This is a genomic window from Psychrobacter sp. P2G3, assembly GCF_001593285.1.
GTDB lineage: Bacteria > Pseudomonadota > Gammaproteobacteria > Pseudomonadales > Moraxellaceae > Psychrobacter.
Genome location: NZ_CP012529.1, coordinates 940,512 through 959,053 on the forward strand (window position 1 = coordinate 940,512; position 18,542 = coordinate 959,053).

The 18,542-nt window shown below is 41.6% G+C and carries 12 protein-coding genes; 6 read left to right on the plus strand and 6 right to left on the minus strand.

Translation table 11 applies throughout. From position 1 onward, the window contains the following. Positions 1-202: 202 nt before the first annotated feature. The 5 genes from phbB to AK823_RS04075 all read left to right on the plus strand — a co-directional run bounded on the left by phbB (position 203) and on the right by AK823_RS04075 (position 8,164). Entirely contained in the window at positions 203-949 is a 747-nt protein-coding gene (gene phbB / locus AK823_RS04055) for an acetoacetyl-CoA reductase (protein WP_068330131.1), read from the plus strand. 237 nt (positions 950-1,186) lie between these two features. Beyond that, complete coding sequence (locus tag AK823_RS04060) at positions 1,187-1,864, plus strand: phasin family protein (protein ID WP_158510467.1); 678 nt, start codon at positions 1,187-1,189, stop codon at positions 1,862-1,864. A gap of 208 nt (positions 1,865-2,072) precedes the next feature. Beyond that, positions 2,073-4,199 (plus strand): class I poly(R)-hydroxyalkanoic acid synthase, encoded by a 2,127-nt coding sequence (gene phaC / locus AK823_RS04065; protein ID WP_203226572.1) that lies wholly within the window; start codon positions 2,073-2,075, stop codon positions 4,197-4,199. A gap of 179 nt (positions 4,200-4,378) precedes the next feature. Beyond that, positions 4,379-6,904 carry a DUF3141 domain-containing protein gene (locus AK823_RS04070; RefSeq protein ID WP_158510468.1) on the plus strand — a complete coding sequence of 842 codons (2,526 nt, stop codon included), beginning with the start codon at positions 4,379-4,381 and terminating at the stop codon, positions 6,902-6,904. A 258-nt stretch (positions 6,905-7,162) separates the two neighbouring features. Further along, positions 7,163-8,164, plus strand: coding sequence for a D-cysteine desulfhydrase family protein (locus AK823_RS04075; RefSeq protein WP_068326445.1), 1,002 nt, complete (start codon positions 7,163-7,165; stop codon positions 8,162-8,164). A gap of 239 nt (positions 8,165-8,403) precedes the next feature. Here AK823_RS04075 and AK823_RS04080 read toward each other — a convergent pair whose 3' ends face one another. The 6 genes from AK823_RS04080 to AK823_RS04105 all read right to left on the minus strand — a co-directional run bounded on the left by AK823_RS04080 (position 8,404) and on the right by AK823_RS04105 (position 16,352). Then, the gene (locus tag AK823_RS04080; protein WP_068326448.1) at positions 8,404-9,384 is read right to left on the minus strand and encodes a glutathione S-transferase family protein; all 981 of its coding nucleotides are present in this window, start codon (positions 9,382-9,384) and stop codon (positions 8,404-8,406) included. A 344-nt stretch (positions 9,385-9,728) separates the two neighbouring features. After that, complete coding sequence (locus AK823_RS04085) at positions 9,729-10,307, minus strand: helix-turn-helix transcriptional regulator (protein WP_068326450.1); 579 nt, start codon at positions 10,305-10,307, stop codon at positions 9,729-9,731. Between the two features lie 39 nt (positions 10,308-10,346). Next, a complete protein-coding gene (locus tag AK823_RS04090; RefSeq protein WP_068326452.1) occupies positions 10,347-10,748 on the minus strand; it encodes a hypothetical protein in 402 nt (133 codons plus the stop codon). A 181-nt stretch (positions 10,749-10,929) separates the two neighbouring features. After that, positions 10,930-13,008 carry a hydantoinase/oxoprolinase family protein gene (locus tag AK823_RS04095; protein WP_068034868.1) on the minus strand — a complete coding sequence of 693 codons (2,079 nt, stop codon included), beginning with the start codon at positions 13,006-13,008 and terminating at the stop codon, positions 10,930-10,932. Positions 13,009-13,064: 56 nt separating this feature from the next. Beyond that, positions 13,065-14,849, minus strand: coding sequence for a hydantoinase B/oxoprolinase family protein (locus tag AK823_RS04100; protein WP_068326455.1), 1,785 nt, complete (start codon positions 14,847-14,849; stop codon positions 13,065-13,067). 117 nt (positions 14,850-14,966) lie between these two features. Then, positions 14,967-16,352: an allantoin permease gene (locus tag AK823_RS04105; RefSeq protein WP_068326458.1), complete on the minus strand. Its 1,386-nt coding sequence runs from the start codon at positions 16,350-16,352 to the stop codon at positions 14,967-14,969. A 396-nt stretch (positions 16,353-16,748) separates the two neighbouring features. On the opposite strand from AK823_RS04105, the gene AK823_RS04110 reads away from it, so the two are divergent. Beyond that, positions 16,749-18,539 (plus strand): potassium/proton antiporter, encoded by a 1,791-nt coding sequence (locus AK823_RS04110; protein WP_068326460.1) that lies wholly within the window; start codon positions 16,749-16,751, stop codon positions 18,537-18,539. Positions 18,540-18,542 lie beyond the last annotated feature (3 nt).

The following is an 18,542-nucleotide window of genomic DNA, read 5'->3' on the forward strand; positions in this document are numbered from 1 at the left end:
AGATCTGCAGGTTTTTACTCTTCATTAGTTTATTAATGATAATCGGTCCTCATTTGGTATTAAACCCTTACAAATAACAATGATTTATTACCAACATAGGATAACTATCACGAGATAACTATGTTATATTCTGAAAAAAGAATACAGCTGTACACTAATTATTCATTAACGAACAAGGAAGTTTTTTATGCCAAAATCAAATATGTCAGATAAAAAAGTTGCTTTAGTAACCGGCGCGCTTGGTGGCATCGGTACGGCTATTTGTGAAAAGTTAGTGGCTAGTGGCTACCATGTTATTGCAACTTTAAGTAAAGACGATCCAGAACGTACGAAGAAGTGGTGCGATGACAATGGATTTGACTCGAGTAACTTTGAGTTTCTGGCCGTTGATGTGAGTAATCACGAAACCGCGATGGTAGCGATTCAACAGACAATTGATAAGTATGACAGTATTTACGCCTTGATAAATGGAGCAGGTATTACTCGTGATAGTAGCTTCAAAAAAATGAGCTTTGCGCAGTGGAAGGAGGTAATTGACACCAACCTAACGTCTCTTTATACCATTGTTCATCCAGTTTTTGTAAAAATGCTAGAACAAAAAACAGGCCGCATTGTCAATATCAGCTCGATAAATGGTTTACGTGGTCAGTATGGACAGACGAACTATTCGGCCGCTAAAGCAGGTATTATTGGATTTACTAAGGCTCTAGCATATGAAGGTGCTACTTCTTCAGTTACCGCCAATGTCGTCGCTCCCGGTTATACATATACGCCCATGGTAGAAAGTGTACCTGAACACATAATGGATAAAATCAAAGAAACTATACCAATGAATCGTTTAGCTAGTGCAAATGAAATCGCTGCTGCTTGTATGTATCTTATTAGTGATGACGCAATATTCGTCACAGGTGAAACCATATCAGTTAATGGTGGTCAATATATGTCTTAACTCTAATGTTAAATAAATTATATTTGTTACATTACTAAATAATGTCTCAAACTTAATAACATTATAATGTTTTCTTAACAACCAACACGCGTAATTCTTTTAACCATCAATCCTCGGAGTAGTAATATGTCACAGCAAACCCCTCAAGATTATATGAATCAGTTTAACGAGAGCGCAAAAAAAATGTTCGAGCCTTGGACAAAGCTAAATCAATCATTCGATACACGGAGTAATAATATGTCACAACAGACCCCGCAAGATTACGTGAACCAGTTCAATGAGAGTACACAGAAAATGTTCGAGCCTTGGACAAAGCTAAACCAAGCTTTTTTGAAAAATGCTGAAATGATGACCGAGTTTTCCCTTAATACTATTAAGACCTACGCAGAAATGGGTCTAGAGAATATGCGTCAAGTTTCAGAAATAGACTCTCCAGAAGCTGCCAAAGACTTTAGCAGCAAGCAAGCAGAAATGCTTAATACAATTAGTCAAAAAATGCTATCAGATGCTCAGCGCATGACAGAGCTTGGCAGTAATATGCATGATGACGTTATGAAAGTTTTGGGTGAAGTTCAGGGTCAAACCAGTGAAAAAATGCAGGAAAATATGCAAAAAACTGCTGACCAAGCAACCAAGACAGGTCAAGAATACGCAGCAAATATGAATAAGATGGCTGAGCAGTTTAGTGAGCAAGCCACAAAGGCTGCAAAAACTGCTACCGGCACAAATACACAAGCAGATACCAAATCAGATACTAAAGCCGATACTAAAGCCGATACTAAAGCCGATACTAAAGCCGATACTAAAGCCGATACTAAAGCTGATGCTAATACAAATTCCAATTCCAATGCTAAGACAAATGCAAAGACTGGTACTAGTAATACTAGCAGCACTGGAAAATCAACAAATAAGTAATTGTAATTACTGATGAATTTAATTATCTTATTAGTAGTTAATAATGAGATATCATGTAATTATCACACCTAAAAGGTGGGTTAGATAGCTCTATCCCATCTTTTTTCTATTGTGTTAGCAGTGTGAACTTATTGTGCTTGCACTTTCGTACAAATTAGATGTAGTTTATAGCTAGATATCGTTTATAAACAGGAACATGGGTAAAGATATGGATAATCAGCAGTCCGATAGGGATAATCAGAACTCCGATGAACAATCAAACAAGTCATCCCACGAGTCAAATACACAAGATAGTCAAAATAACCAAGACAACACTAATGATGCCTTTAATTTTAGTGGCTTTGGTCAACAATATTTAGATCAGTTGAACCAAGTTAGTCAATTCAACCAATCTTTATTTAATCAATCTGGTCAAACTTCAAACCCATTTGAAGCCAATATGAAGCTATGGCAAGATTCAATGAAGAGTTTTGGCAACTTTATGATGCCGAATGCTACTGGAAACGCGGGTTCTCAGAAACCAGACTCATGGCAAAATGATCAAAATACTGACAACGATGCGGGTGACTTTAACGAATCGACCCAAAAGTTATTTAGCGAAATGTTAAAACGAGTCGGTCAGGACGATAATATAAGCCAGTCCCTAATGCTTAATTTGATAGACGGATGGCAGCAGTTCAATACTGGCGTCACAGACAAAAGCCCCACTGTGTTAATTGAACAGCAAACAAATCTGTGGAAACAGCAGTTCCAACTGTATCAAAACACCCTAATGAAGGGATCAGAAAATCAACCACAACCTCTCGTTACCCCAGAAAAAGGCGATAGACGCTTTGAAGATGATGAATGGACCAACAATCCTGTTTTTGACTTGCTAAAACAAAGTTATCTGCTAACGGTTAACGGCATGATGGACACCATTGATAATACTGAAGGTGTTGATGAAAAAACTCGCCAGCGTTTATCCTTTTTTACTCGTCAATGGCTAAATGCAATGGCACCAAGTAACTTCTTATGGAGTAATCCTGAAATACTGCGATTGACCATGGAGTCAAAGGGACAGAATCTAGTAAGGGGACTCAAGCAGCTAACAGAAGACATGGAAAAAAGCTCTAAAATGCTGAGCATTCGCATGACTGATAATGATGCTTTTAAGCTGGGTGAAAACATCGCCACGACGACGGGCAAAGTGGTGTTCCGCAATCGGTTGTTTGAGTTGATACAATATAATCCAACTACAGCCAAAGTTAATAAACGTCCTTTATTGATTGTACCGCCATGGATTAATAAATTTTATATCATGGATTTAAAAGAGAAAAACTCATATATCCGTTGGGCGCTCAATGAAGGTCATAGTGTATTTGTTATGTCGTGGGCCAATCCAACGCGGGCTTATAAAGACGTCAATATGAAAGACTATATGCACGAAGGGTTGCTGACTGCTTTAGATGTCATTAAAGAGATTACTGATGAGCCAGATGCCAACGTCATCGGTTATTGCATCGGCGGTATGTTACTGGCGTTGACGCTGTCTTGGTTAACTGAAAATGAGCAGGCAGATCGTATTGCTAGTGCTACTTTCTGGGCCACGATATTTGACTTTAGCGATCCTGGGGATTTAGGCGTATTTATTGATGAACGTACGGTGAGTGCTCTTGAACAAGAAGGAGATCAACAAGGTGTATTCGACGGACGATTAATGGGCGCCGCCTTTAGTCTGTTACGTGAAAACAGCCTTTATTGGAATTATTATGTGCAAAATTACCTAAAAGGTGAGCGTCCTATTCCTTTTGATCTCTTATATTGGAACTCTGATGCCACCAACGTGACGGCCGCATTGCACAGTTTTGTACTACGTGAGCTGTACCTAGCTAATAAGATGATTAAAAAAGGCGAACTAGCATTTGACGGCGTGAAGATTGATTTGTCAAAAGTGACTATCCCAACCTATGTCGTGGCAACATTGCAAGATCATATCGCCAAATGGAAAGGGAGCTACGCGTCTACACAAGTGCTCGGTGGAGATGTTACTTTTGTACTCGGTGAGTCAGGACATATCGCTGGCATTATTAACCCGCCAACGGGAAAATACGGCTTTTATATACATGAAGATTATGTCGCCGATCCTGATGAATGGTATGCCAAAGCAGAAAAACAGGATAAGAGCTGGTGGCTGCATTGGGGAGAGTGGATCAAGAAGCACAGCGCAGGCGAAGTAGATAGCAGACAACCGGGTGTGAAGCACACAGGTAAAGAGTGGCAGGTAATATGTGATGCTCCGGGAGAATATGTACACGTTAGAGCGGATGAAGCTTTACGCTCGATTAACACCTAGTTGACAGATCTTATATTTTGGTTAAAAGTTAACTTTACCGGATGATCAATAGGGGTGGCATACAGCTCCTATTGAGCTTAGAACTTAGTATCAAGATTTCAGTATCGAGATTCAGTATTAAAATCAATATATACAATGTATGAAAAAACATGATCGTTAACTCAAAATTGGAACCAGCTATGTCAGACATTATTGAAGAAAATATTGAAAATCCAGACAAAGCCGAAGTATGGTTAAGTCGTAGCAACCCACATCATAGAGCTACAGGTTTGATACCAAACTTTCAAGATATGGTAAACCATCAATTTTACAAAAATGAAAGTACCTTAGACGAACTCAACCTACAAAATCACTATAGGACAGATAGTGCTGGTTTGCTAATAGAAGTTACTTGTAAACATCTACAACAAAATCATCAACAAATTCAAGAAAACATACGGACACTGAGTCAAGACAAGAATGCCATCATGAACAGTTGGCAAAAGACGTATACCCCAAAAAGGCTATGGCAAGAATGGTTAAGCTACAGCACTGACAGTAGTAAACGATTTTTACAAACGGTCGATGTACTCAAGGAGCGTGGCGATATTTTTCTTGAGCATGAGCTGGCTGGCTGTCCACCGGTTTTAGATTATGATTATCAAGTAATCATGGATGCAAGCAAGTTTGAACGCCCGTGCAACTATGTCTTACTGAGAATAGAGCCGCCTGAAGGGATTGTCACCAATGACAATGAACGCCCTTATATTATTATCGATCCTAGAGCTGGGCACGGTGCTGGTATCGGCGGCTTTAAACATGAGAGTCAAGTCGGTGTCGCACTTAATCAGGGGCATCCTGTATATTTTGTGGCGTTTAAGCGTCTTCCAGAGCCGACACAAACCATTGCCGATATTACTTATGCAGAAGGAAAGTTTGTCCGTGAGGTAGAAAAGAGACATCCAAATGCAGAGTCACCAGTAATCATTGGTAACTGTCAGGGTGGATGGGCAGCGCTCATTTTAGCTGCAACCAATTCAGATATTAAAGGCCCTATCGTCTTAAATGGTGCGCCTATCTCAGCTTGGAGCGGAGAGGTTGGGATCAATCCAATGCGTTACAAAGCAGGTGTCAACGGTGGCACTTGGCTATCCATGCTTAGTGCTGATATGAATAACGGGGTGTTCGATGGGGCAGCACTGGTCGATAATTTTGAAAAAATGACCCCCTATCGCAACTATGTGGGAAAATATTACGATCTGTACAAAAACCCACAGGCTAATCGTCAGCGCTTTCTTGATTTTGAACGCTGGTGGGGTGGATTTTTCTTGATGAATGATAAAGAAATTCAGTGGATTGTAGAAAATATCTTTATTGGTAATCGTCTTGCTCGCAATACCGCACAGCTAGAAAAAGGAACAAATATTGACCTGCGTAATGTCAAAGCACCGATTATAGCTTTTGCCTCACGTGGTGATGATATTACTCCTCCACAACAGGCATTAACGTGGATTTTGGATGCTTATAGTGATGAGAGAGATGTTGAAGTATGCGGTCAACGTATCATCTATATGATTCATGAACAAGTAGGTCATTTGGGTATCTTTGTGAGCTCAAAAATAGCCAACCATGAACATACAGGTATTGCCTCGATAATGGATATGATCGAAGTTTTACCTCCTGGACTCTATGAGTTGGATATTGACCGTATTGAAGGATCTGGGCAAGAAAAAACGTTTACCGTTGATTTGAAGCGTCGTACTTTTGAAGATTTAAGTCAGGCGATAGGGGATAATCGAACGGATGAAGAGTTATTTAAGGCAGTACATCGCTATTCGATGACTCAAACCCAAGCTTATGAGCATAATTTGCGCCCACTAGTGAAGGCTATGAGCAATGAGACTTCTGCTCAATTTATGCGTACTATGCACCCACTGAGACTGCAAAGAAGCATATGGAGTAGTAAAAATCCGCTAGCAGTAGCTGCCTGTAATTTGAGTAAAGCAATTACTACTACAACCGATAATCAACGAAGTGAAGACTTCGTTCCTACACAAAAAACTCAAAAAACGCATCAGCCTTCTGATGTTTATGCCAGAGTAAAACTGCCAGCTATTGAATCTATGCAGCAGGATAACCTTTTCTTGCAAGTAGAAAAAATGTTTATGGATAGTGTTAGAGTGACGCTAGACTTTTGGAGAGATTGGCAAGGTAGGTATACAGAGAGTATGTTCTTCGGCATTTGGTCAATGCCTTGGTTTCGTGAGTATGGAGAATCAGTAGGCTCACGCCGTCTTTTGAATAAAGATGAATTGCATGAATTGCCGAAGGTAGAGGAGGCACTGACCAAAATTGCTGAAGGTGGTTTTAATGAGGCGGTTGTGCGTATGATGATCTTATGCAATATTGTTGCTGATAATAACATAGACCGTGACCAGCTGATGCGTTTGACCGAAGTGCTTACTGAGCAAGAACCTTTTACTCACTTGTCGCACACTGATTTGGCGGCTATGATACATACTCAGACGCTTATCGTTCGTTTTGCTGAAGATGCCTCTATTAAATCTTTAAGCACACTAATCGAGACTAAGCCAGAACGCATCGACGCCTTCAAATTGGTTTACTATGTGGTTGGCAATAAATCAGAAGACAAGAACCCTGATACCTTGTCAATGATGAATGATATTAAAACAGTATTAGATTTGACGGATGCTGATATCAAGTAGTAGTTTTCACAAGCACAAAAACCTCAAGTATTCGTTTACTTGGGGTTTTTTTGTCTGTTAATTTATTTAATAACACCAAGAGTTTTATGAATAAGTCGTTAATATGCCAAATATCTAGGCAAGATTTAAAAATAGCTTCTTTTACTACTTTTGGTAGTGTGCTATTAATATAAGTTAAATAACAACCTATGAATAACTATTATCAATGGATAAGGTTTAACATCATCCATAATTTTCTTATTATAAAATGGACAAAACATGGAATATAACAATATAGCTAGACAGTCGCTAGGGTTTTTCCCAACACCATTAATTGAACTCACCAGATTAAGCAAAGAGCTTGCTGGCCCTGAGATTTTCATGAAAAGAGATGACAATACAGGACTAGCACTAGGCGGTAACAAAACCCGCAAGCTTGAGTTTATCATCGGTGATGCGCTTGCCAAAGGCGCAGATACGATTATTACCGCAGGTGCTGCACAATCAAACCATTGTCGCCAAACGGCAGCCGCTGCAGCGAGCTTGGGTCTTGAATGTCACTTAGTGTTAGGCGGAGAAGAGCCTGAGCAAGTAAGTGGCAATCTGTTGCTGGATAAAATATTCGGTTGTCATATTCATTGGGCAGGAGCCAACCGTAAAGGTGAAGACATTCCTAAAATCGTTGAGCAATTAACCAAAGCAGGCAGGAATGTCTATGTGGTGCCTTATGGTGGCTCAAGCGAGCTAGGTACTTTAGCATTTGTAGAAGCCTTTAAAGAGCTAGAGTCGCAACGTGAAAGCATCAACGAAACATTTACTCATATCGTCTTTGCCTCCAGCTCTGGTGGCACACAAGCAGGCTTAATGCTTGGTAATAGAATATTCAACTCGCCTTATAAGATAGTAGGTATCAACATTGATAAAGGCGAAACCGATAAAGTGCCATTTGATCAATATACTATCTCTCTTGCTAACAGTACGGCAAAACTCATCAATGCAGATTACGAGTTTTCAGAGTCTGATTTAATTCTTAATTCTGATTATGTTGGCGAGGGTTATGGAGTGGTTGGCACACTCGAAAATGAAGCCATTGAGTTGACGGCGCAAACAGAGGGAATATTATTAGATCCTGTTTATACGGGTCGTGCGATGGGCGGGCTCATAGATATGATTCGTACGGGAAAAATTAAGAAAACCGACCGTGTTTTATTTTGGCATACTGGCGGTGCGCCTGCCTTATTTGCCTATTCAAGTGATTTGGATGTCACTCAAAGACACTAATAAAACTACGTTTAAACTTTAAAAAAAGAGGCTGTCCATGATTATGAGAATAATCTTAGGCAGCCTTTTTAGTATGCGAATGCTTATCTATTTACTATAGTCGATACTAAATAAAATGGATACGTTATTTGATAACACGAAACTGGTATAAATTTTTCTGGCTTGCTGTGCCTACGCAGATAGATGCTGCTAAAAATTCATACCAGTAGTCCTGTATCTTGTTATCATCGCTTGTCTATTTATGATAACTGCTCGCGACCATGTGGCGTATTAAAGTCAATATAAGGACCGACAGGTACGATGCCAGTTGGATTAATATTGGCATGACTGGTGTAATAATGGCCCTTGATATGATCCATATTTACGGTCTCGGCTATACCCAGTACTTGGTATAAGTCTCGTAGGTAGCCCCAAAGGCTAGGGTAGTCGACGATACGGCGCAGGTTACATTTAAAATGACCTACATAAACGGCATCGAAACGCACAAGCGTGGTAAAAAAACGCCAATCAGCTTCAGTAATGGTATTACCGACCAAATAACGCTGGTCTTTCAAACGCTTCTCTAGTACATCTAGCGCATCAAATAGCTCATTAACGGCTTCTTCGTAAGCTTCTTGCGTGGTTGCAAAGCCAGATTTGTAAACCCCATTATTTACAGCAGAATATACAAACGCATTAACCTCATCGATCTCCGCTAGTAGCTCTGACGGTATAAAGTCACCTGATAGCGCACCAACCTCATCGAAGGCTGAATTGAACATACGAATGATTTCGGATGACTCGTTACTGACGATAGTGTTGGTTTTTTTATCCCATAAAATAGGGACGGTGACGCGTCCTGTATAATCTGCTTTTGCGGTAGTGTATATCTCATAAGCGTAGTTAGCATGAGAGATAGGGTCGGCAATCACTCCAGCGCCATCTGCAAACGTCCAGCCGTGATCACCCATGTAGGGATGAACGACAGATAGCGAAATCATATCTTCCAAACCTTTGAGCTTACGATAAATGGTCGTGCGATGCGCCCAAGGGCAGGCCAAAGATACATATAAATGATAACGATTAGGTTCAGCTTTGAAGCCGCCTGTACCTGTTGGTCCTGCGCTACCATCTTTGGTAACCCAGTTTCTAAAGCCTGACTCTTCACGTTTAAAATGGCCGCCACTAGCATCGGTATCGTACCATTGGTCCTGCCATTTGCCATCGACTAATAAGCCCATACCGATCTCCCATTTATTTTGATTTAAGTATTAATTTTTAATTTAAGTTCGAATTAAAAACGACTATAACGAGGATTGATAAAGATAGGTGATAGTTCAGCTTGAGTATCTATTAAAAAAGGTATGCAAAGAGGGACTGTATTCTTATGATTTTGTAGTTATGGCAAAGCGTTCGTCTCTATCTTAATTAATCTTACCGTTATCAATCTTACCGTTATACTGTCATTACAGTTTATTAGTTATTTAGAAGTAGATAAATAGCCATAATCACAAATCAAAGTTCTTATTTGAAGAACAATGATGAAACGGATAAATTGTTTTCATTTTTACGCTATGTAAGCCATTTAGTGAGGCTTACAGTGAGTCGAAGGCGTATCTTTGGGCGGGAAGCCGAAGTGTTTTTTGTAGATACGCGAGAAATAACTTTGATCGGTAAAGCCAACCTGATAGCCAACTTCTGCAACAGAGCTACAATTAGCTTTAGTCAATAGCTTGTTGGCGGCTAGCAGTCTGGTTAGTTTGACCCATTCCGAAAACGAGTAAGGCAGGTCTTGAAATAAAAGATGTATATAGCGCTCAGAGATATGACAGGATTGTGAAACTAGCTTGGGAGAAATCTGGGGGTTGGCCAAGTTAAAATGTATAAAATTTTCGATACGTTGCAAGTGAGCGGCTTTTATCGTTGAGACTTGGCTGTCTGCTAGAGATAGGGTAGGACGGTGCAAAGTATGTATGATTAAATCTAGTAGTTGTTGCTCTAATAATTGCGACTCTACAGATGATAATTCAAAATTAGTGGCTAAGTGCAGGGCATGATTGATTTGATGATTAAGTAGTCTGCCAGAGCCTTTTTCAGTAGTGATAGGCTGGGCAAAATATTGCTCTATTAAACGCTGGTGGTTTTCTAACTTGGCGATAGGCACTTTGAGGACTTGTAGCTTTACAGTTTCAGAATGGTAAAATTAATAAGGTTCGTGAGACAGCTCGATAAAGAATTGACCTGGGTGACAAGTTAACTGCCGTTTTTGTTGTTGGAAACATACTGAGCCATTGAGTGGAAACGTCAGCAAAATACTATCGCTGGCCTTGGATAAATCCTGACCACTACGCTGATAATGGACAGAATCAGCAACATAGTCTGAGATACCCATTTGATCCAAAACTGCTTGTTGAATTTGTCCAGTGAACTGATTGGGTCTTTTGACTTGTACTTTTAAGTCAAAATAGGTTTCATTAACAACACGTTGCCAACCGTTTGCATTGAGCAGCGGTTTACTTTCTGATTGAAGCCCCTGAATGCTACTAATTTTCTCAAAACCAGTGTGCTCATCGTGTTCTTTGTTTATTACTTGACTATGTTCCATTTGCATTCATCCTTAAATGCTTGGCAATGAATTTACAGCTCTTTATTCTTTCTCAACTTGTTTTTCAAATTTATCTTGTTTTTCATGTTTGTCTTAATAAAAACGATAAATACCCTTCTCCCATAAAGAGAGAAAGGCGAAGGTTTAACTAATACCTATAAAGAGTATTATATTCACATTATTAAATTTTACTCAACTTATATGTTCCAGATTGATGCAAATCAGCTTGCCAATTAGGTTTAATCACAATAGTTGTGGTTGGCTCTTCAATCAAAGCTGGACCAGTAACGACTGCTCCTGCGCCCAATTTGTTGCCATCATAAATAGGCGTTTGAATCCACTGGTAAGTATGATCATGTATCATCTGGCGCTCATCCACTTTAGCACTTTCTACAGATCCAACTTGAGCATCTAGCGTCGGTAGCTCAGGTTTAACCACTTTACCAATGATTGAAACTTCTACGTTCACAAGCTCTACAGCACTATCTCGTTCATCATAAGTATATAATTCTTTATGACGCTTATGAAAGGCTTGTAGGATATCTGCGGCAGCATTACTATCTATGTTGCCGTTTGGCACGATGACATTGCATTCATGGACTTGTCCAACATAGCGCATCTCCATAGCGCGTTCAACTTCTATATCGTCGTCACTAAATCCGTCCTCTTTAAGCTTTTCAATACCATCTTTCTCTAGCCTTGTAAGAGTGGCATTCAAAGATTCAAGGTTAGCATCTGCAGACATAATCATAATCTGAGTGGCTAGATATGAGTATTTGACATCAGAGATAATCTGGCCAAAAGCACATAGGCAAGAGGCTGACTTGGGCACAAGTATGGTATTAATACCCATCTCTTCTGCTAAAGGAATAATGTGCATACCAGCAGCACCGCCTGCACAGACTAAGGCAAAGTCGCGAGGGTCATAGCCTTTTTCGATAGTGATGCGGCGAATACCATTGGCCATATTTTGATTGACAATAGTGCTGATGCCATAAGCCGCATGCGGCAAATCAATATCTAATGGGCGAGCGATATGCTCTTCGATAGCAGCCCTTGCTTTGTCTTCATCTAAGGTGACAATACCGCCTAATACCGCGCCAGGACGCAGATAACCCAGAATCAAGTTGGCATCGGTGACCGTCGGTAGCGTGCCACCTTTACCATAACACGCAGGACCTGGGGTCGCGCCTGCACTTTGTGGTCCTACCTCTAGCATGCCAAAGGTATTGATATGGCCGATAGAGCCACCACCTGCACCTAAGGTTTCGACATGAATCATAGGTACGCCAATACGATTTCGTAAAAAATCAATATCACGATTCAGACTGGTTTTGCCGTCTTTTGCTAACGTAATATCAAACGAGGTACCACCCATATCGACAGTAATCACATTATTGATACCGAAAGGTTCAGCGATATACAATCCAGCTTGCGGGGCAGAAGCAGGTCCTGAGTTAATGGCGTTAACCGCACGCTCCTTCATCACTTCGCCCAATGCAAGACCGCCATTAGATTGGAAGTAACGTACCGGTTGATCAGCGCCGAGCTGTTTGAAGTAGTCATCAATTTTATAGACATAAGATGACATAATCGGACTCAAATAAGCATTAACTAGAGTCGTCGAGGTGCGTGTATATTCTTTAATTTGCGGATAGACCTCACTGCCGCAGCATACAAATGCATCAGGCATGTGCTGCTGTACCAGCTCTTTTGCGCGCTGTTCGTGCTTGGTATCGCGTATTGACCACACAAAAGAGATGGCCACACTTTTGATATTTTGGCGTTTAAGCTCTTCTATGGCTGCTAGAATATCGTCTTCATTAAGCTCTTCACGCTCTGTCCCATCGGCAAGTATCCGTCCGCGAATAGGGAAGCGCAAATCTCGCGGTGCTATCTGCGGCGCTGGGGGATAGCTGGCATCATAACGGTGGCCTTCTTCTTTATGACCCAAACGAATTTCGATACTGTCTTCATGTCCCTTAGTACAGAGTAATCCTACCTTCACGCCTTTCATTTGAATCAGAGCATTCAGGGCAACAGTCGTACCGTTAATACATAAGTCACAAGCTTGGATAATATCTGTGATTGAGCGATTAAACTTCTCTGAAATTTGTTGCAGCCCGTTAGCAATCGCTTTGGTACCATCTTCAGGGGTAGAAGGGGCTTTAAACAGATGTATGTCTCCGCCTTTTTCAGCCAACACGAAATCGGTAAAAGTACCACCAGCATCTACGCCTAAACGAAATTCATAACTCATAAGTCATCCTTAAACTTCTTTATATAATATGTAGAGTCAATACATCCCTGTATTAACTATGCCGCTTCTGCACGTAAGGCTTTAGTGGCTTTTTCATCTAGTTGCAAGGTCTCGCTATCGATAACGACACCGTACTCCTTGGCAGCAGCATTTATAGAGACAATACCTTCTATAACGTCACGTAGCACCGCTTCAGGCTCACGCTCAAAAGAGCTACCAAAACCACCGCCACCAGGGTTGGTGTTACGCGCGCGTTCTCCAGCCTTTATCTCAATCACAGTATTATGAAGATGTAAATCAGTCTGGCCGCCTTCACGGAACACTTCTAGCTTACCTAATTTGAGCTCTGGTGAGATTTGCTCAGCACCGCCTGCACCCATGGTTGGGATATGACGTCCTTCACCGAAGGCAACAACCGTCATGGTATGATCAAGTGGCTCAACTTCCCAGACTGTACCGCAACCGCCCCGCAGTCGCCCAGCACCGCCACTGTCTTCTGCCAATCCATACTTATGAATGACGATAGGGTATTGGTATTCTAATAACTCAATATCACCTGAGCTTAATGCGCCAAAGCAACATAAAGGCCCGCAAGCATGCCAGCCATCCATTTGCTGAGTCGCTCCTGCACCTGAAATAATTGACGCGAGTACCATGGTGACATATTGTTCACCCGTTTTTGGATCAATACCGGCGATGTTAACCCCTGAGGAATGTCCCCATGATGCCGTTACGCGCTCAGGTGCGGCGTCCTCTAATGCTTTACGAACCGCATCTGTCAGCGTCTCCATCGGCGTAGTAGTACAGTTAACATGAGGTGCGGGTTCTTTGGCATTACATAGCGTGCCATGTTCACCTAAATCTACCGTGACGCAGCGATACAGACCTTCGTTATAAGGAGGGTCTACTTGAGCGAACATCATGAGGCCAAGCAGGACGCCTGACATCGAATTGCCAGCATAAGAGTTAATAAAATAAGGCACTTGTGGCGGACTGCCTATCTTGATATGGACATCACTGCCTTTGATAGTAATGTCAGCAGTGATGGTCAAATCGCCAAGACCATGTCCTGAATCTTCCAGAATGGCCTCGCCATGATAATCACCATCATTCAGTGATTCGATAAGCGAGCGCATATGCCTATCAGCCATGTTCTTCAGCTCTTCGATAGCTGCACGAACCGTCTCTACACCATATTTGTCTAGCAAGGCAATCATGTTGCGCTCACCAACCGCGCAAGCACCGTACTGAGCATTCAAATCGCCTTCTTGATTGCGACGTGAACGCATATTGCTATGAATTAGGTTGATAACGTCGTTACGTCTAACGCCTTTTTCCCATATTTTGATCGGCGGAATGCGCAAGCCTTCGGCATAAATCTCTTTGGCGTCTGGGTTATATCCAGCAGGAACAGGGCCACCAATATCGGTGACATGACCTTTACATACGGTCCAAAATACCAATTCACCTTCATAAAATACGGGCTTATACATACAGCAATCTAAAATATGACTGCCCATAACGACAGGATCATTATGATAAATAATGTCTCCTTCATGAATATCATCACCATAAAACCCTGCCACTGCTTTCATGGCTGGCATCAATGAGCCTAAATGGATAGGGATATCTTGACCTTGCAAGATCATTTCAGGTAGATGATCAAACAGCGCATTACTATAATCGTGAGCTAGGTTAAACACACTAGAGCGTGCTGTTTTTTCTAAGGTAAGTGTCATCTCGCGTTGCGCGGTTTCTAACGCGCCACGAACAACGGATAAGGTGATAGGATCGAGGGCCGTGGTTGAAGCTGTGGTCGAGGTGTTTGTAGCTTGATTCATGATTCACTCCTTGTAATCTTATTATCGCACTGACTTTACTATAGCAACGCGCACTGTAAATAAATGGATTGTGCAGGTACAGTATTTGACTGTGAGCGCACTTTTTATCTCATTTATTTAGCCAGTCATTGTTTTTGGTGAGAGTTGTAAAACGTGTTGCTGATTTTTGGGCATCAATATCGCGTACAGGACAGTCGCTGTAATAAAGGTCAAGGTCGCATACCAATTGACCCAGCTACCGCCCAGATTCATTAGTACGATTCCGACGATTGAGGCTGCTATCCAAGCGACTAATCCTGACTTATCAAATGCTGGCAAGCGCTGCGGATCAATGACGGGAACCGCGCCAAAGATATCTTCACGTTTAGGATAGAGAATGTGGGTTAGGGCAATAGCCACCCAAGCCACCACAAACACGCCTTGATAAGCAAGCGCTTGTAACAGATAGGCAAATACATCGAGTAGCATGAGAACGAAAATAAAAGTACCAATTAATAAAGCCCCAACGAATTTTGGAATCTTAATATTGATAGTATCTTTGAGGAAGGCCTGTAAATTGGTCGTCGCTAATAAGTAATTTGCAGTGTTAATACGAGTTTGAGTAATGACCACAAATATGAGGCCGAACACACCCATTAATTTTACCAGTCCTAAAGTGATGGACACCTCGGATAACGCGCCTTCTAAGGGGATAGTGCTCACTAAATAAATACCCGCCAATCCGCTTAAGAAAAAAGCGACGAGATAGAAGGGGATACCGAAATTAAACCAAGATAAGAATTTACTGTCTTCTTGCTTGCCATAACGCGCATAATCAAAGGTATACATCATCAATACCCATATGCCCATGTAATATACGGCAACGTTCCACCAGCCAAAGGGCAGTGCTTCTTCAGGCCCTAAAGACAGCCAAGCACTACTATAACCATACTCATTGGTCGCCATGACGACCGCCGCAATGAGTCCGATAATATAAAACGGCAAGAGCACACCATTTAGTTTGTCCAGCCAGTTTTGGACACTGCCCATAATCATAGGCACACTATAAGCCACCACGATTAAAGCGGCGATCCAGTAAGGGACAGAGGGGTAAGTTTGGCTAAAGGTGACGGCAATGACAGAGCCTTCAAATACCGCGTAATACATAGCCGTGGCAAAAAATATGAGTGTCGCTAAAGCTGCGCCTTTGTGACCGAATAATACGCGAGAAAACAAAGCCACTGACATGCCTGTACGAATGGCATAGCGAGTGATGATTCCATTGATAATCCCGTAAGCGACGCAGCTTATCAATAAGCCGATAATAGCGTTCTTAGTTCCATAATTCTCTGCCATCGCAATACCAATGACCAGATAGAACATGGCGCTACAAACGCCCCACCACGCCATGGTTAAAGAGCCTTTGGTAGCTCGATCTTCGTTTGACACTAACTCTTGGTTAGGATCAGAAGGGGTGGCAGAAATGTCATGCCCTTTATTCTTTGGTTGTATTACACCCGCCATATCACACTCCTTATGATAGTCTATTGGTTGTACTGTCGTCATAATCGTCTATCGACTAAACATAATTAGTTGCAAAGACTTTTGATTCGTTGACAGTAGCCACATCATGCCTTTTACGTCCTGTAAAAAGATGCTATTCCTACAATATCTCTATATCTAAAAAGATAAATGTAGTCATTTAACTATAGACAATACTTTAAGAAATAAAATGACTGGAGATGCAGTATTTTTGATTGAGGGTGCAGGTTTGTTAGAATTTATCGGTTGGTGGTTTTTGTTCACTTCCACCTAGCCACATCTGTAATAGTTATTTATAGTACTATCAGCGAATATAATTAGCTCGATCACCATAACCAACACCACCGTAATAATTATTAAAAATAGGGCTTAAAAAAGATGGATACCTTAAATATCCTATACTTAGTAGGGGCATTGTTAATTTTCGCCAGTATCATGGCAAGTACGCTATCAGCACGCTTGGGCGTTCCATTATTGTTGTTGTTTTTAGCAGTAGGCATGTTGGCGGGCGAGCAGGGTATCTTGGGGATTGAGTTTTCACAATATAACATTGCCAACTTCGTCGGGCAGGCAGCCTTAGCCTGTATCCTGCTAGACGGCGGATTACGTACCTCTTTTAAGTCATTTCGAGTCGGTCTAAAGCCTGCGGTCACTCTAGCGACTTGGGGCGTACTTGCTACCGTCATGGTGCTAGGGGTCTTTGTTACTTGGTTACTCGATGTTGATTGGCGCTTTGGTTTGCTAATGGCAGCAATCGTTGGCTCTACCGATGCGGCAGCAGTGTTTTCTCTATTACGTAATGGCGGCGTCAAGCTCAATGATCGGGTACAAGCTACGCTCGAATTAGAGTCAGGTGCCAACGATCCTTTGGCTATCTTATTGGTTACGGGTCTAATTGCTCTAAATGTAGATCCTGCTGGGCAGACGGTATTCGGATTTTTAGGTTTACTATTACAGCAGTTAAGCTTTGGCCTAGGAATGGGCTTACTCTTTGGTTATCTACTATCTAGGCTACTACCCAAAGTTCTTTTGGCAGAGGGCATGTATGCAATTTTGATACTATCTGCTGGCTTGTCAGTCTTTGCGGCTACCAATTTAATTGGCGGTAGTGGCTTTTTGGCCGTCTACCTCACTGGTGTGCTAATCGGCAACCATAAGGTACGCTCAACTGAGCATGTCATGCGAGTGATGGATAGCTTTGCATGGTTATCGCAAGCGGTGCTTTTCGTCGTTTTAGGACTATTAGTCACCCCATCTAACGTCATCAATGTCTGGCATTATTCAGTGGCAATTGCAGCCTTTATGATTTTGGTTGCCCGTCCTATTGCCGTCTATACCAGTGTTAAGCCTTTTAAGTTTAAAGACAGAGAGATCGGTTTTATCTCTTGGGTTGGTTTGCGCGGTGCTGTCCCTATTACCCTTGCTATTTTGCCAGTCATGGCGGGGATAGATGGTGCCTTTATGCTGTTCGATATTGCATTTGGGGTGGTGGTCTTATCGTTGATTTTACAAGGAACGACCATTCCTATCATGGCGAATTTATTTAAGGTGCGTATTCCGACTAATAAAGATCCAAAAGAAGAGCATGAAGTTTGGGTGTCAGACAAGGCAAGTATCACCTTATATAAGTTTGAAGTTCAATCAGGGGCGTTTGCTATCGGTCGTCATCCTAAAGGTATCTCTAACCGGGTGAGTCCTGATGAGATTAGTATTTTTGCGCTAGTGCGCGGACAACAAATCGTCATTGTCGATGAAAATACCAAGCTAAAATTTGGTGATAGTGTCTGGTACGCCATGAGGGGAAACCATGCCAGTAAAATTGCTAAGATTTTTAATGACACAACGTTAGACCGTAAAGCTATTGATGACTTTTACGGAGATTGGTTATTATCGCCCAGTGTCAAACTTGGAGATTTACCATTTTTTACGGGCGTTATAGCATCCGAAACCCTCGCAGATAAACTCAAGTCTAAAGCTGACGACCAATCAATAAATATGTGGCAGCAGACCGTTGCTGAGTATGTTAAAGAAAATTTAGAAACTGCTCCAGTGTCGGGTGATACCGTCGCGATAAATGACGAATGGTCGTTGGTTATTAAGGAAGTCGATGACAAAGGAGCATTGAGAACCATTGGTTTAAAACACCAAGAATTGCCAACGGTGGTCTAATGC

Excerpts from the sequence above, each read along its gene's own strand:
- phbB (WP_068330131.1), top strand. The coding sequence starts at position 203 with ATGTCAGATAAAAAAGTTGCTTTAGTAACCGGCGCGCTTGGTGGCATC.
- AK823_RS04060 (WP_158510467.1), top strand. The coding sequence starts at position 1,187 with ATGTCACAACAGACCCCGCAAGATTACGTGAACCAGTTCAATGAGAGT.
- phaC (WP_203226572.1), top strand. The coding sequence starts at position 2,073 with ATGGATAATCAGCAGTCCGATAGGGATAATCAGAACTCCGATGAACAA.
- AK823_RS04070 (WP_158510468.1), top strand. The coding sequence starts at position 4,379 with ATGTCAGACATTATTGAAGAAAATATTGAAAATCCAGACAAAGCCGAA.
- AK823_RS04075 (WP_068326445.1), top strand. The coding sequence starts at position 7,163 with ATGGAATATAACAATATAGCTAGACAGTCGCTAGGGTTTTTCCCAACA.
- AK823_RS04080 (WP_068326448.1), bottom strand. The coding sequence starts at position 9,384 with ATGGGCTTATTAGTCGATGGCAAATGGCAGGACCAATGGTACGATACC.
- AK823_RS04090 (WP_068326452.1), bottom strand. The coding sequence starts at position 10,748 with ATGGAACATAGTCAAGTAATAAACAAAGAACACGATGAGCACACTGGT.
- AK823_RS04095 (WP_068034868.1), bottom strand. The coding sequence starts at position 13,008 with ATGAGTTATGAATTTCGTTTAGGCGTAGATGCTGGTGGTACTTTTACC.
- AK823_RS04100 (WP_068326455.1), bottom strand. The coding sequence starts at position 14,849 with ATGAATCAAGCTACAAACACCTCGACCACAGCTTCAACCACGGCCCTC.
- AK823_RS04105 (WP_068326458.1), bottom strand. The coding sequence starts at position 16,352 with ATGGCGGGTGTAATACAACCAAAGAATAAAGGGCATGACATTTCTGCC.
- AK823_RS04110 (WP_068326460.1), top strand. The coding sequence starts at position 16,749 with ATGGATACCTTAAATATCCTATACTTAGTAGGGGCATTGTTAATTTTC.